The 12,735-nt window shown below is 39.9% G+C and carries 17 protein-coding genes and 2 pseudogenes; 13 read left to right on the forward strand and 6 right to left on the reverse strand.

Translation table 11 applies throughout. The annotated features are described in order from the left end of the window. Window positions 1-40: 40 nt before the first annotated feature. The 4 genes from MAE_RS20460 (at window position 41) to MAE_RS20475 (ending at window position 3,178) form a co-directional block, all read left to right on the forward strand. Complete coding sequence (locus MAE_RS20460; RefSeq protein WP_012267255.1) at window positions 41-595, forward strand: GIY-YIG nuclease family protein; 555 nt, start codon at window positions 41-43, stop codon at window positions 593-595. A gap of 3 nt (window positions 596-598) precedes the next feature. After that, the gene (locus tag MAE_RS20465) at window positions 599-2,209 is read left to right on the forward strand and encodes a DNA sulfur modification protein DndB (RefSeq protein ID WP_012267256.1); all 1,611 of its coding nucleotides are present in this window, start codon (window positions 599-601) and stop codon (window positions 2,207-2,209) included. Between the two features lie 395 nt (window positions 2,210-2,604). Next, the gene (locus MAE_RS20470; protein WP_012267257.1) at window positions 2,605-2,868 is read left to right on the forward strand and encodes a DUF433 domain-containing protein; all 264 of its coding nucleotides are present in this window, start codon (window positions 2,605-2,607) and stop codon (window positions 2,866-2,868) included. Beyond that, the gene (locus MAE_RS20475; RefSeq protein WP_012267258.1) at window positions 2,852-3,178 is read left to right on the forward strand and encodes a DUF5615 family PIN-like protein; all 327 of its coding nucleotides are present in this window, start codon (window positions 2,852-2,854) and stop codon (window positions 3,176-3,178) included. The genes MAE_RS20470 and MAE_RS20475 overlap by 17 nt, the downstream gene beginning before the upstream one ends. Before the next feature lie 32 nt (window positions 3,179-3,210). On the opposite strand, the pseudogene speB reads toward MAE_RS20475, so the two are convergent. The 5 genes and pseudogenes from speB to MAE_RS20505 form a co-directional block, all read right to left on the reverse strand. Further along, window positions 3,211-3,825, reverse strand: a pseudogene (gene speB / locus MAE_RS20480) (agmatinase); the annotation flags it as partial. A gap of 396 nt (window positions 3,826-4,221) precedes the next feature. Continuing rightward, the gene (locus MAE_RS20490) at window positions 4,222-4,722 is read right to left on the reverse strand and encodes a hypothetical protein (protein WP_012267262.1); all 501 of its coding nucleotides are present in this window, start codon (window positions 4,720-4,722) and stop codon (window positions 4,222-4,224) included. Window positions 4,723-4,956: 234 nt separating this feature from the next. Continuing rightward, a pseudogene (locus MAE_RS36175) lies at window positions 4,957-5,306 on the reverse strand (DUF86 domain-containing protein). Continuing rightward, window positions 5,296-5,586: a nucleotidyltransferase family protein gene (locus tag MAE_RS20500; protein WP_002757283.1), complete on the reverse strand. Its 291-nt coding sequence runs from the start codon at window positions 5,584-5,586 to the stop codon at window positions 5,296-5,298. Before MAE_RS20500 ends, MAE_RS36175 begins: the two are co-directional and overlap by 11 nt. A gap of 136 nt (window positions 5,587-5,722) precedes the next feature. Next, a complete protein-coding gene (locus MAE_RS20505; protein ID WP_012267264.1) occupies window positions 5,723-6,220 on the reverse strand; it encodes a hypothetical protein in 498 nt (165 codons plus the stop codon). A 207-nt stretch (window positions 6,221-6,427) separates the two neighbouring features. Here MAE_RS20505 and MAE_RS35280 point away from each other — a divergent pair, with 207 nt between their 5' ends. The 4 genes from MAE_RS35280 to MAE_RS20525 all read left to right on the forward strand — a co-directional run bounded on the left by MAE_RS35280 (window position 6,428) and on the right by MAE_RS20525 (window position 8,531). Then, a complete protein-coding gene (locus tag MAE_RS35280; protein ID WP_012267265.1) occupies window positions 6,428-7,279 on the forward strand; it encodes a PEP-CTERM sorting domain-containing protein in 852 nt (283 codons plus the stop codon). A gap of 169 nt (window positions 7,280-7,448) precedes the next feature. Then, window positions 7,449-7,571, forward strand: a complete 123-nt coding sequence (locus MAE_RS35865; protein WP_269453937.1) for a hypothetical protein — start codon at window positions 7,449-7,451, stop codon at window positions 7,569-7,571. 369 nt (window positions 7,572-7,940) lie between these two features. Beyond that, a complete protein-coding gene (locus MAE_RS20520) occupies window positions 7,941-8,231 on the forward strand; it encodes a type II toxin-antitoxin system RelE/ParE family toxin (RefSeq protein WP_008201144.1) in 291 nt (96 codons plus the stop codon). 9 nt (window positions 8,232-8,240) lie between these two features. Beyond that, window positions 8,241-8,531, forward strand: a complete 291-nt coding sequence (locus MAE_RS20525; RefSeq protein ID WP_002757266.1) for an addiction module antidote protein — start codon at window positions 8,241-8,243, stop codon at window positions 8,529-8,531. On the opposite strand, the gene MAE_RS32670 is transcribed toward MAE_RS20525, so the two are convergent. Beyond that, window positions 8,502-8,693 carry a hypothetical protein gene (locus tag MAE_RS32670; protein WP_125730772.1) on the reverse strand — a complete coding sequence of 64 codons (192 nt, stop codon included), beginning with the start codon at window positions 8,691-8,693 and terminating at the stop codon, window positions 8,502-8,504. The genes MAE_RS20525 and MAE_RS32670 overlap by 30 nt on opposite strands. A gap of 127 nt (window positions 8,694-8,820) precedes the next feature. On the opposite strand from MAE_RS32670, the gene cobA reads away from it, so the two are divergent. The 5 genes from cobA to MAE_RS20550 all read left to right on the forward strand — a co-directional run bounded on the left by cobA (window position 8,821) and on the right by MAE_RS20550 (window position 12,620). After that, window positions 8,821-9,621: a uroporphyrinogen-III C-methyltransferase gene (gene cobA, locus MAE_RS20530; RefSeq protein WP_008201141.1), complete on the forward strand. Its 801-nt coding sequence runs from the start codon at window positions 8,821-8,823 to the stop codon at window positions 9,619-9,621. A 10-nt stretch (window positions 9,622-9,631) separates the two neighbouring features. Further along, a complete protein-coding gene (locus MAE_RS20535; RefSeq protein WP_008201139.1) occupies window positions 9,632-10,051 on the forward strand; it encodes a secondary thiamine-phosphate synthase enzyme YjbQ in 420 nt (139 codons plus the stop codon). A 132-nt stretch (window positions 10,052-10,183) separates the two neighbouring features. Then, window positions 10,184-10,678, forward strand: coding sequence for a photosystem I reaction center subunit III (locus tag MAE_RS20540; protein WP_002748906.1), 495 nt, complete (start codon window positions 10,184-10,186; stop codon window positions 10,676-10,678). A gap of 45 nt (window positions 10,679-10,723) precedes the next feature. Continuing rightward, on the forward strand, window positions 10,724-10,852 hold the full coding sequence (psaJ, locus tag MAE_RS20545; RefSeq protein ID WP_002738148.1) for a photosystem I reaction center subunit IX: 129 nt from the start codon (window positions 10,724-10,726) through the stop codon (window positions 10,850-10,852). Window positions 10,853-11,018: 166 nt separating this feature from the next. Continuing rightward, window positions 11,019-12,620, forward strand: a complete 1,602-nt coding sequence (locus MAE_RS20550; protein ID WP_004162530.1) for a peptide ligase PGM1-related protein — start codon at window positions 11,019-11,021, stop codon at window positions 12,618-12,620. Window positions 12,621-12,735: the final 115 nt, after the last annotated feature.

Genomic DNA, 12,735 nt, shown 5'->3' on the forward strand with positions numbered 1-12,735 from the left:
AAAGCGGGAATGGGCTAATTCTGAGTCTCAGCATATCATCATGGAAGAAACAGTTCACGACAATTTTTTCAAAAAATTTACTGTGGTAACAGCTACTAGATCTGCTGCAGATTATCTCCCGGAGTCATCGGGTGTTTACGCTTTCTATCATGCGTTTGATTTTTCTGAGCATGATTTGTGTGGTAATATCAAGACTCGCTTGCAAAATACAGTGTTTAAAACAAAATTTTCTGAGAATAATGATAGAAGCAAATTTACCATAGATATCTGTGGAGAGCCAGTTAGTTTATCTCAGAATATGGAATATTTTCTTCAAGAAATTTCTCAACCAAAGGAGCGAAGAATTCTGAAAGAGTTTCTAATTTCATGTAGCATTTTACAGCATCCAGAATATATTGGCACGGCAAACAATTTAAGAATGAGATTTCTTCAACACTTGGAAAGAGAGGATGGTTTTTTATCAAAACATGGAAATTCAAGATCGAATAACGAATTTTTGTTTATTTCCTTTCCTTGTCCGAAAAATATTTCTAGACAATTGGAAAGCTTATTAATTCAATTATGTCAACCCAAATTCAATACTCAAAGGAGTTAAAATATGGAACTAGATAATCAGTCTCCAGAAACTATTGAATATAAAGCAATCACTGGTAAGTTTGGTGAAGTTAGATACTTTATAACAACCTTAGAACAAAGTGATGCAGTAGAAAACATTCGATTTGCTGACGAGATACAAGGCAGCTGGAGCTTCTCCGAAAGAGTCCAGAGAAAACTCGATGAAAAAAGAGCGGAAACAGAAATATTTTCCTACTTAGCTCAAGGGGGAATTAGGTTTTTTAATTCAATTGTAGTCGTCCTTTTGCCAAACTCAAATGAGCAACGAGAGTTCTGGGATTTTTCTACAGTTAGTAGTCAAGGTAAAACTGTAGAAAAATGGGTTAATTTAAAACTGTACAAAAACGTTGCTAGAATTGTCATTGATGGACAACATAGATTACTTTCTCTAAAAAGATACTGGAATGCTCACACAGGCAAAGAACCATTAAATTCTCAACAGTTAAAAGATAGCTTTGATTGCTCTGAAACCTTTGATATACCAGTTGTTTACTTAGTATTTAGAGAACTTGGAAGGGTAGGCTATAGCAATGCAAGCGAAACTATTAGAGATGATATTATCAAAGCGACTCGTAATATTTTTACAGTTATAAACAAAACTGCAAAATCTATTGATAAACAAACTCAATTATTGCTAGATGACAGTAAAATATCAGCATTAATTCCCAGAAAAATTTTGGAAGAAAAAGTGCTTGAAGACAAATATGTTAAATGGTCTTCTACAAACAGTTTAAATCAAGCAGATCCTTATCTAACTACACTAAATTTAATTAGTGAATGTACTATGGAAATTTTAAAAGACTCCCCGCAAGCTTTAAAAAAATCATTTAATTCACCTAATGAGCGACAAATGGCTTTAAAAGATTACTATGATTCTCATCCTAATTTGTCACAAATAGGCACAAAAGCTGTACTTAATTGGTTTTTTAACGAACTTCAACCATTTAAGGATTGGATATCACAGCTAAATTATTTAGAGGTAGATGTGCCGATTCAACCAGATCAACCGCAGCTGAAACCTAGCCAGAAAGCAGCGATAAAAAGGTTACGGCAATCCAGTATTTTATACACAGTTTTGGGACAAAAAATACTCTTTTTTGCAGTTTCGAGATATTTACTTAGAATAAGAAAAGAGTATCGGATTACCGCCACTCTTAGCGCTATCTCAGATAGTATTAAGAAAATGGATCAAGAAGGTTTTTTTCAAAGAAACCAACCACACTGGTCTAATATCATAGTACAGCCTAATGAAAATCTGAGCATTCTTACTAAAGGTTCTGGAGCCGATAAATGTGTAGAACTTGTCAAAATAATATTATCTGATACCTCTGATGGTGTAAGAGAGCTAATAAAAAAGACCAAAGAGGAAATTAGTCCTGATGTTAACTGGAATGAACATTTAATTTCTAAATGGAAAAAAGAGTTTCATGTCATCCTACCTAGAGTAGATTTGATTGATGAGCAACTACAAGAATCGTCTGAATCGGAGGATTTATTTTCTGAAGTTAGAGAGAAGCTAGACTCTTTTGAAGAAGAAGAAAACGAATTTGCTAAAATTGAATACGATGGGGATATTTTTCAAGAAAATGAATAACTGAACTATTAAACGCCAAGTAATTTGAGAATAACGCAATTGTATCGGTAGGGTGCGTTCCCTAATGCAACTTCTACCGCTCCACAGATCGATTTTTGGGGAACGCACCATGCACATTGATTGAAGTTGTAAGTCTAGGCGTTGCAGAATCAAGGTATGATACTAAATCCGTTGAGTACAGGCTAGTTATGAGGAGAGGCAAAAGGCAAGAGGCAAAAGGCAAAGGGGAATAAATAATCAGTTTTTAATAACCAGATTTAGTATGAATGCCAACTGTGCATCGTATCCAAAAGTTAGTTTGGGTCTAGCGGCAAGATGTGGGCAGAGTAGTCAAGTGAAGTGTCCCATGCCTGAGCCTCACCTTGTATAGAGCCGACAAATGACTTTAGGATACAATGACTGTAAAAGCTAGTAGCCAGTTGGATATATTTGTTATGGCATTAATATCCGGTGTTGTTCACAGTGATCCCGACATTCTAGGGGGAACCCCTGTTTTTGTAGGAACTCGTGTGCCGATGAGAACCCTACTTGATTATCTTGAGGCTGGTGATTCATTAGAGGTATTTCTAGACCATTTTCCCAGTGTCAGTCGAGAACAGGCGATCTCAGCCCTTGAATTAGCAAAGGAAATGTTGACAGCCTATGCGAATCCTGCTTGATGAATGCGCCCCACGCCCGTTAAAGCGTGAGCTTGCCGATTACGAGGTATGCACAGTTGTTGAGATGGGATGGTCAGGGAAAAAGAACGGTGAGTTGCTGAGGCTGATGAGTCAGGAGGGTTTCACGATTCTCCTCACTACAGATCAAAATTTGCGTTATCAGCAAAATTTACAGCAAGCTGGAGTGGCAGTTATTGTTCTTGTAGCAACCAGCAACAAACTTTCTGACTTACTTCCCCTAATGCCAGATGCCTGTAGCGTATTAGATAAAGTCTCTCCAGGAGAAGTGATTGAAGTTGGAGGCTCCTGAAAGTTGTGTTGGCGAAAGCAGCATAACTCCGCATCCCTGGCGATATCTCGATCCCAAATCACGGGAATCTGCTGTTTAGCGATTAATTCGGCTTCTTCTCGACAAATAGCCCGAATTCCCACGGGTAAGGTCGGTAAACCCATTTCTAACACCCGACGCATCACACAGGCGTGGTTATGGTGGGAGCCTTCGTACTCAAAACGCATATCGCCATGGGCATCAATTTGAACCACCGTAAAAGGTTCCGATCAAGCCCGTTGGTAAGCTTATACTACTCCCGTGGTGATAGCCTGTTCACCCCCGACGGCGACGACAAATTTATCATCGGCAATTAAACGCGAAACTGTAGCTGTGGTGACGGCTAACATCTCCTCGGCGGACAATTGCGGTTGCTGACGGGTATCGGCGATCGCATCATGGGTATAGATGCCCACTTCTAAACAGGTTTCCCTCTTAAGTTCCTCGTCATAGGCTTCCAATTGTTGGGAAGCGGTAATCACCGCCGCCGGTCCAGTTTCACAACCCTTGCGATAGGTGGTGGTGGCCTCGTAGGGAATCGGCAGGATCACGGCCTTAGCTGTGGCGTAAGTGGCGATCGCTTCACTCCCTAAAAATTGTTCGCTACCGGTGGCGCCAGACAATAACATGGGCAAGTCACAGAAAATTTTAGTCCAACCTTCTATTATAAATATTTTGACTATTTTTGTCTATTACAGCCTTTCTCATCAACCGGAACTGACCTCATACATATCTACTAATACTAAATCCGTTGAGTATAGGCTACATATCAGGAGAGGCACTCATGCAAGAGACACTCATGCAAAAGGGAGAATAAATAATCAGTTTTTAATAACCGGATTTGGTATAAGTAGGGAGGCACAATTATTTGTAGGATGGGTTAGCGGTAGCGTAACATGAACCGGCGTTGGGTTTCATGCTTCAACCCAACCTACGTTCATCTTATATTTAATTCCACCCACCTACTTATTGAGATAACTGCTGTAACGATAGCTTAACACCCTCTACCACTGTCAACCTAACTTCTAATTAGGTTGCTTAGGTTTTTCAAGTTGCTCTTTAACTAATTCTAAGGGAAGTTTTAACACTCTAGCAATTTGTTCGACGGTTAAGCCTTCTTTCATCAATTCTGTAGCGATTTCGAGTTTAGATTCTTCAGCAAGATTAGATTTTTGTAATTGATTTTCTGGTAGTTGATTACAGATATGACCTTTATTAATTTGTACGGGATTTATTACATTAAAGTTATGAGAGACATTATAATAATATCTTCGCAGACTAGACCTAAGATTAGCTTTATTAATTTCTTCTCCTAAAATTTCCGATAAGGTTTTCCATAGCTTACCGGCTACATCCTTGACATATTTCTCGGAACGATGATGATTTTTAGCGATTTCTGTGTATTTTTGGTGATTAATCACCCCTTCTAAGATTTCAGACTGAACATCATCTAAATTTTCTCCTGTATAGGAGAAGATGAGATTATCAACAGTTGTAATTAAAGAGTGAATATCAAAATTGTTCATTGTTAAACACAGAATCCAGATTAATAAGCTTTTACCTGACATTATATGACATTATCAGTTGTACGGTCAATTTAATATTATTTTTAGATTTAAGTTATTTTTCTTAATACTGCTTTATATAGCTTTAAAACGCTCTCATTCCCTCGAAAAAGAACCCAGTAACGTCGGTTAAATTGCCTTTTTTATATAACTCATTCCCCCTTAATTGAATAAGTTGAGGGGGATTTTTATAGATTAATTTTCGGCTTCATTTTCTAAAATTTCCTGTAATTGTGAACGCAATGGAGTTAGATTATTTTCAATCGTCCGCCAAGCAATTGCCAATTCTACCCGAAAATATTCATGAAAAATGACATTTCGCATATCTCCCATTAAACGCCAAGGAATTTGAGAATAACGCAATTGTACCTCACTAGGAATATTTCTAGAGCCTCACCAATAATTCCTAAATTATAAAGAACTGCTTTAAGAGTCACTCGATTTGAGCTAAAATCTTCAAAGGTCATATTAGCCGTCCATTCCAAGATTTCATCAATGGATTCAATAATATCTTGAAGACGAAGTTGCCAATCTCTAAAAGGCATTAATCACATCCTTTAATACAGGTTGTCGTAAATGTTCTTTTAAAGAATCTTGAGTACCTAAATCAACAGAACATCCTAATATATCTTCTAAGTAAAGTCGTACCTCGATAAACTCAAATAACCCTACCGCTTTACTAAATTCTACCAATAAATCTACATCACTGTCAAAACGTGCTTCATCCCTTGCTACTGAACCAAATAGAGACAGAGATTTTACCCCTAGTTTTTCTAATTGTTCTCGGTGTTTCGCGAGAATTGTTAGTACCTCATCTCGTTTCATGGCTATTTCCTGAAATCTGATTCCTTCATTGTAACCTTAATGGTTGTCTCGTTGATATTGGCTCTCATGATGAAGTTTATTAAAATAGAAATTATTATTGAACTTAGAAATGCTCTGCCAGTGCCAAATACCACCATTAATTAGGTTGCTTAGGTTTTTCAAGTTGCTCTTTAACTAATTCTAAGGGAAGTTTTAACACTCTAGCAATTTGTTCGACGGTTAAGCCTTCTTTCCTCAATTCTGTGGCGATTTCGAGTTTATATTCTTCAGCAAGATTAGATTTTTGTAACTGATTTTCTGGTAGTTGATTACAGATATGACCTTTATTAATTTGGACACCGTTAACGACATTATTGTTAGCGACATTATAATAATATCTTCGCAGACTAGACCTAAGATTAGCTTTATTAACTTCTTCTCCTAGAATTTCCGATAAGGTTTTCCATAGCTTACCGGCTACATCCTTGACATATTTCTCGGAACGATGATGACTTTTAGCGATTTCTGTGTATTTTTGGTGATTAATCACCCCTTCTACGATTTCAGACTGAACATCATCTAAATTCTCTCCTGTATAGGAGAAGATGAGATTATCAACAGTTGTAATTAAAGAGTGAATATCAAAATTGTTCATTGTTAAACACAGAATCAAGATTAATAAGCTTTTACCTGACATTATATGACATTATCAGGTGTACGGTCAATTTAATATTATTTTTAGATTTAAGTTATTTGTCTTAATACTGCTTTATATAGCTTTATATAACTTTAAAAGCCTTGACAGAAAAGTTTTGGATGTTTATTTTATGAGTAAAGTTTATCTCGGTTTAATTTGTTTAACATGGCTATCTCTAAAGTGAAGAAAAGATCGATAAATCGGCGAGTTGCAACAGTTTCAGCGTATACAGTTTTGCTTATAGGGATAACTACAGTCCCTAGTTATGCTTTAACCCTAATTGGGAACAATGACCAACTAGCTTTGTATGGAAAGCTTAGAGAAAATTTTACTACACTCACAGGCACTACTTCCAGTGTACTTGTAAATCTCGGAAACGGACTAGAGGAGACAGGTGAAATAAGCTTTGCACTTGACCCAAGTGGTAATAGTTATTTTGATTACGATTTTGACGCAGGGACAGCAAGTGCCTATTTAGAATTATTAGCAACATTTCCATTGCAACAGTCAATAGGTGCAGACCCAATAAAAATAGTTATCAGTGAATCGGGAAATATTACAGAAACTCTAGAGGTTTCAACTGTTTTAGGGGATGTTGTTTGGGAAGCTTATTTTAATGGAACTATAACCCAACCTGGAGGAACGCCTCAATCAACAAATGGAAGATTAGATGCCACCTCACCTCAAACTATTACAACACCGATCTTAACCGTGAGTAGTCGTACTATTCTTTTTGGTGGTGGTACAGTTTTAAGTGGTCCGTTTGCCGGAGTAAAATTTTTCAACAGCAATTTTTGGTTTCAAAAGAACACTAATACTAATGAAACTAACACTTGTAATTTGATCATTAGACCTAAACTGCTTCAGAACAATGTAATACCAGACTGTCAGGCAATCCCCGAACCCACCTCAACCCTAAGTCTCCTTTCCCTGGGAATACTTGGTGCAGGTGCAACCTTAAAACGCAAAGTAAAACGCTCTCATTCAACCGAAAAAGAACCCAGTAACGTCGGTTAAATTGCCTTTTTTATATAACTCATTCTCCCTTAATTTTAGACCAGTTGAGGGGGATTTTTATGCTCTTACTTCTCCCTCTTGTATTTTTAACTGAATATTTGCTATAATAAACAAAGGGTAAGCATAAATCATCTTCAAGCGATAGAAACTATTATTGAGGAACGACAAAATGAACTTAGAAATGCTTGGACAAAACACTTCTCAAGCTGAAGTAACTCATATTTCTTTCCATGGAATATGGATTCTGGCAAACAATGAAGAAATGTTTATTTCTTATCAAGATTTTCCCTAGTTTCAAGATGTCCCTATTAGAAAAATTTTAAATATACAAGAGCCTTTTCCTAATCATTTTTATTGGCCAGATTTAGATGTAGATTTAAGCAAAGAAATTATTAAAAATCCTGAGAGATTTCCTTTAAAAGCTAAAGCCTAGTTTTTATCCTTAATTAAGTGCGATGCCGAAGGCACTGCGTAGCAGCACGCTGATCTTGTAGGGTGCGTTCCCTAAGGCAACTTCTACCGCTCCAGCGATCGATTTTTGGGGAACGCACCATGCACATTGATTATTGCGATCGCCGATCTTGTAGGGTGCGTTAATGAAATGTAACGCACCTTATTTTTATTGGTTGTCCTTCTGTATCCCATAGGATACACTTAAGGCATGATTGAAATTCGCCAGACCGAAACCTACTCTCAGTGGTTTAGCAATTTGCGGGATCACCAAGCAAAAGCACGTATAGACATTCGTGTTCGTCGCCTGTCTATGGGCAATCCAGGCGATGTTAAACCAGTAGGAAAAGGTGTATCGGAACTGCGGATCGATTATGGCCCAGGCTATCGGGTGTATTTCATTCAGCGAGGCGAGACCTTGATCATCCTCTTGGCAGGAGGAGATAAGCAAACTCAAGAACGGGACATCAAAACAGCATTAAATTTAGCACAAGACTTATAGGAGATTTTCATGGCTACTATCCAAACCTATCCTTGGGATGCGGCAGAACATCTCGAAACAAAAGAAGATATAGCTGCATATCTTGAAGCAGCTCTTGAAGATGGCGATCCAAGCTTAGTGGTAGCAGCATTAGGTGATATTGCTCGATCTAAAGGGATGACACATATTGCCCGTGAAACAGGGTTGGGGCGTGAAAGTCTCTATAAAGCTTTGTCAATCGAAGGCAATCCAGAGTTTGCCACAGTTCTTAAGGTCTTACAATCACTTGGGTTACGCCTCCAAGTCGTACCAATTGCCTAACTTCACCGTTATACTGAATCGGTTTTTAATAGCATGATTAACTCCCAATCCCACTGGAAAAACCCGCTCCCTTTTCCCCACTTTCCACTCCCCCATACCTGTTAAACGGGATTTAGGATCAGAGCGATCGCTAGATAAAAGGTTAAGTAATGTTAAGATCATAATTCTTCATGAAGAAAGCGCATGATCGCCGAGTAACTGTAGTCAAAAATACCAAATTTTGCCCCAGTCACAATAAAGTAGGGATCAAGCGCATTCGATCGAAGCAAGAATTTTCTCCCCAGTATCTATGAATCAATCAGAAAGTTGCGGTAAGGTCTATCTCGTTGGTGCGGGTCCCGGAGATCCCGGTTTGTTGACCTTAAAAGCGAAAGTTCTCCTAGAAAATGCCGATGTTGTCCTCTATGATGCCCTAGTTAGCCCCTCGATTCTAGCCATGATTAACCCCCGGGCCGAACAAATCCATGCGGGTAAGCGTCGCGGTCGTCATTCTCTGGTACAGGAGGAAATCACCGCTTTACTGATCGATAAGGCCCGGACTAATGCCGTGGTTGTTCGTCTCAAAGGGGGCGATCCCTTTGTTTTCGGTCGCGGGGGTGAAGAAATGCTCGATCTGATCGCGGCTGGAATTAGCGTCGAGATCGTGCCGGGGATCACTTCAGGAATTGCCGTGCCTGCCTACGCCGGTATTCCCCTCACCCATCGCGATTATAGTTCTTCCGTTACCTTCGTCACCGGCCACGAGATGGCGGGTAAATATCGTCCTCAAGTTAACTGGTCAGCGATCGCCCATGGTGCGGAAACAATTGTCGTTTACATGGGTGTGCATAATTTACCCTATATTATCGGCGAGTTAACCAAGGCTGGCAGAAGTCCAGAAACACCGATCGCCCTGATTCGCTGGGGAACAACACCGCAGCAACAGCAGTTAATCGGTACTTTCACTACGATTATGGACCAGATCGAAGCCACCGGCTTTGAGTCCCCAGCGATCGCTGTTATCGGGGCAGTGGTGAACCTTCATGATCTCTTACAAGCGGGACAACCTTTGCTATCCAGGACAATCCCCCCTACACCCATTTCTCCCTGATTCGGTTCCCATGCGTCAATATCAAAAATCCCTGACGATTACCACCAGTCCCAAGAATTTCCATCGTCTGACTGCCCCCATAGAAGCGATCGTGGCTGAATCGGGCATAACGACGGGATTATGCAGTATATTTGTCTGTCACACCTCCGCTTCTTTGCTGATCCAAGAAAATGCCGATCCCGATGTTCTCACCGATTTGGCCAATTTCTTCGCCAAGTTAGTGCCGGAAGATAGCAGTCTCTACTATCACTCTACCGAAGGGCCAGACGATATGCCCGCTCACATTCGCTCGGTGCTAACCCGGACATCGGAACAAATCCCGATCGCTAGGGGTAAATTAGTTTTAGGCATCTGGCAAGGTATCTATCTCTGGGAACACCGTCAGAGTCGTCACCAAAGACAAGTGGTGGTTCATATCACCGGGGTCTGAAGCTTTGCGTATAGTTTTGTAATAGAAACTTTACTCGTATCCCTCATCGGAGTAAGATTTTTTCCGTGTACGATCAAATTGTTCGCTTTTTGAACAAAGAACTTCATATTTCGTAACAAAAGGAAACAATTTATGCGAAAATTGTTCGCTCTGGCCCTGGTGCTATCTCTCTGGTTCACCTTTGCCGCTCCAGCGTCGGCTGATTTGTCTAATCTGACCCCTTGTAGCGAAAATCCCGCTTTCCTACAAAAAGCGAAGAGTTTCCGCAACACCACTCCTGACCCCGAATCGGGAGCCAAACGCGCTCAAACCTACTCCCAAGCTCTCTGTGGACCTGAAGGCTATCCTCACCTAATTGTTGATGGTCGTTGGGATCACATGGGCGATTTCTTTATCCCTAGCATCCTATTCCTGTACATTACCGGTTGGATCGGTTGGGTTGGTCGGGCCTATTTAATCGCCGTGCGCGACAGCAAAGATGCCGAAATGAAGGAAATCATCATCGATGTTCCCCTCGCTCTCAGCAAAATGTTAACGGGTTTTCTCTGGCCCTTGGCGGCTTTACAAGAAGCCACTTCCGGTAAATTAACCGTTAAGGATTCGGAAATTACCGTTTCCCCTCGTTAATTTTTGTGTCAAACCCTTGACTTTTTATTCCCTAGGAGAACTCAGATGGAAGGACTTACTAAATTTCTCTCGTCCGCACCCGTGTTAATTATGGCGCTGCTGACTTTCACCGCCGGGATTTTAATCGAATTTAATCGCTTTTATCCCGATCTCTTATTCCACCCGCTAGGTTAAAGGCAATCTCAGGTGATTAAAGGGGATACAGAGTCCACTGTATCCCTTTTTAAGGGCAACGATCGGAGGGACTGGGGGAATATTAAGAAAAGAAAGGCACTGGAGACGACAGGCTCTAAAAATCGATAAGATACAGGTGTCTGCAACCACAGAGGTGGGACAAACCATGCTGTTAGATAGAGATTTGATGCTAGGAAAGCGTCTGCGGTATCAAGAATTACAAGAAAAATTAAAAGAGATTTGGCAGGGAGAAAACGTTCCCGAATCGGATGAATGGGATTATGATATCCTAGTTGTCCCTTCTTTTAGTATCGATCAGAGAGTCGGTCAAAAAGTAGCGGGTTTTTTACATTACGAAGAAAGATTATTATTTTCTCTGATTCGGTTGCGACACCCGAAAACTCGTTTAATCTATGTAACAGCGCAGCCACTGGCGCGGATGGTGATTGATTATTACCTGCAATTGTTGCCTGGGATTCCTTTTTCCCATGCTAATAATCGTCTGTTATTACTGACAACTCACGATAACTCTTTTCAACCTTTAACCCAAAAAATTCTGGAAAGACCGCGCTTAGTAGCAAGAATCCGGCAAGCGTTGCGTCGAGATCGTGCCTACATGGTTTGTTTTAATTCTACTAATTTAGAGCGAGAATTGTCTTTACAATTAGATATTCCTTTATTTGCCTGTAGTCCAGACTTATTGTATTGGGGTTCTAAAAGTGGCAGTCGCGAGATTTTTGGTCAAGGCAATATTCCCCATCCTGACGGTAGTTTACAGGTAAATACGGTCAAGGATTTGTTATACGAAGCCGCTAGTTTGTGGTCCCGTCAACCGCAACTAAAACGCATGGTAGTTAAGTTAAATGAGGGGTTATCGGGAGAAGGAAATGCAGTTTTAGATTTACGTCCTTTAGCGGAAATTGTTGATAGTAACAGCCTAGATTTAAGCGAGAAAATGAATCTCTTGGCCAAACAATTAGAGAAAATGAGTTTTCAAGCAAGGGATGAAAATTGGGACAGTTTTTCCGGCAGAATTGCTGAATTAGGGGCAATTGTCGAAGCTTTTATTGAAGGAGAAGAAAAGCGATCGCCGAGTGTGCAGGGTTATATTACACCCACGGGAGAAGTGAATATTCTTTCCACTCACGATCAAATTTTAGGCGGTCCCGATGGTCAAATTTATCTAGGTTGTCATTTTCCTGCCGATGAAAATTATCGCCTACAATTACAGGAATTAGGCCTAAAAATAGGGGAAATTCTGGCAGCCAAGGGGGCAATTGAACGCTATGGAGTTGATTTCGTCGCTGTGAAAAATCCAGAAACTTTAGTCTGGGATTTACAGGCGATCGAAATTAATCTGCGAAAAGGAGGAACCACCCATCCTTTTATGACTTTGAAACTTTTAACTAATGGTAAATACGATCGAGAAACTGGATTATTTTTCAGTCAACCTCACCAGGAAAAGTATTATATTGCCTCCGATAATCTCCACAAAACCCAATACAAAGGTTTACTTCCCGATGATTTAATGGATATTATTGCTAAACATCACTTGCATTTTGATAGTAGCAGTAAAACAGGAACAGTTTTTCATCTCATGGGTGCGCTGTCGGAATTTGGTAAATTAGGGTTAACTTGTATCGGCAATTCTAGTGAGGAAGCTGCGGCAATTTATCAGCGTGTGGAACAGGTGTTAGATTGGGAAACAGAGCATAGTTCCATAAATTTAGGTTATTATTATTCTGGATTACCGATCACTTGGATATAACTAGACTGATTTACTGGGTATAATTTTTTTTTCAGAGATTTAATCATCCAAGCAGGCAGTTTCTGGCAGCCAATGACCGATAGTTTTACCTTGGTTAAAAGTTGTCTTGACTGCG

The organism is Microcystis aeruginosa NIES-843, from assembly GCF_000010625.1.
Taxonomy (GTDB): domain Bacteria; phylum Cyanobacteriota; class Cyanobacteriia; order Cyanobacteriales; family Microcystaceae; genus Microcystis; species Microcystis aeruginosa.